This window comes from Campylobacter troglodytis (assembly GCF_006864425.1).
Taxonomy (GTDB): Bacteria; Campylobacterota; Campylobacteria; order Campylobacterales; family Campylobacteraceae; genus Campylobacter_D; species Campylobacter_D troglodytis.
In genome coordinates, this window is record NZ_QHLI01000154.1 from 1 (window position 1) to 1,208 (window position 1,208).

Annotated in this window: 2 protein-coding genes; both read right to left on the reverse strand. The window is 31.5% G+C overall.

Going from position 1 to position 1,208, the window contains the following annotated elements; genetic code table 11:
- Positions 1 to 186, reverse strand: a 186-nt coding sequence (locus DMC01_RS12495; RefSeq protein WP_142694509.1) for a hypothetical protein, incomplete at its 3' end; no start/stop codon positions are given.
- On the reverse strand, positions 183 to 1,208 hold a 1,026-nt coding region (locus DMC01_RS14085), incomplete at its 5' end, for a hypothetical protein (RefSeq protein ID WP_185908958.1). The genes DMC01_RS12495 and DMC01_RS14085, both read right to left, overlap by 4 nt.

A 1,208-nucleotide genomic window follows, 5' to 3' on the forward strand; every position in this document is an offset into this window, starting at 1 on the left:
GCCAAGATATAAGCCTAGCTTGTATAAGGTAGGATCAAAATGCTCGTTTTTAAGATAAAACCCATTAGGGCAGTAATCTTCAAGGAAATTTAGCCCTGTATTTATGCCTAGGTATAATTCCTTTGTTTTTTGGCTACGCAAGAACTTGTCTTGGGATTGGAAGTTGAGCATTTCTCCTAAATTCATAGCGTCATTCTCAGCTCTTTTCTAAATTCATAAGCACAGATTCTAGCATCTCTTTCGCTTGGCTGGATGTAATATAAGGGCGTATTCTTGGAATTTACACAGTTAAAAACAGTTTCATCAAAAAAAAGGCAGGGCTTTTGAAAGGCTTGAAAAAGATCAAAATATCCATCATAAAAATAATTAAGATTGTAATAAATATATCGCATAAGATCATTATCCTGCCTTTTGTGGCTAAAAAATATATAAAAATGCCTAAATTCGTGTATGATATTATCTAAGATATAGCTTAAAAGTTCGATCTTTGTTTTATGCCCCTTAAAGATTTTTTCTATTTTTAAATTCAAGCTATTGTTAAGCTTATCATAAAATCCACTAAAAAGCATTTTGTTATTAATTTTAAGCTCTGGTATAGAAAGAATTTGTAAATCAAACAAAGAGGTAATTTTGCCTGAATTTTGGCCAACATAGCTATTTATGTTAAACTCTTTTCCTAGATCCTTGATAAAAGCTATGATTAAGCTCTCTTTGTTTATGGTGTTCTTTTCATCAATAAATGCTTTTTCAAAGATTCTTTGATATTTTTGCTTATAAAGACTTGCTATTTTTCTTGCAAATTCTTTTCTTTCCTTTATGTAAGCCTCGCTCCCATTCACGCTTTTAAGAAAATCCTCATCAGCCAAATCAAAACTGTAGTAAATATAGGCTATCTTACCAGCAAGTTGAGGATAAAGCTTGAAATAATCAAGCCAAATATTATTAATTAGATTTTTTTCTTCATCTTGCTTGTTATAAAAGCTTTTATTTTTCTCATAAAAGTAAATTAGAGTTTTAACACAGCCTTTTAAAAATAACAATGCCTCTTTTAAGTTTTTAATATTTCTTTGCTGATTAAGTGCTTTAAGATTTTTTTCTTCTTCATCCCACACCCCCTCCCCACTTCCTTCTACCACACTCCCATCCTCTCCCTCACCAACCCTAAAACCAAGATCAAGCACAACAAAGGCATCATTTAAATTAGGCAC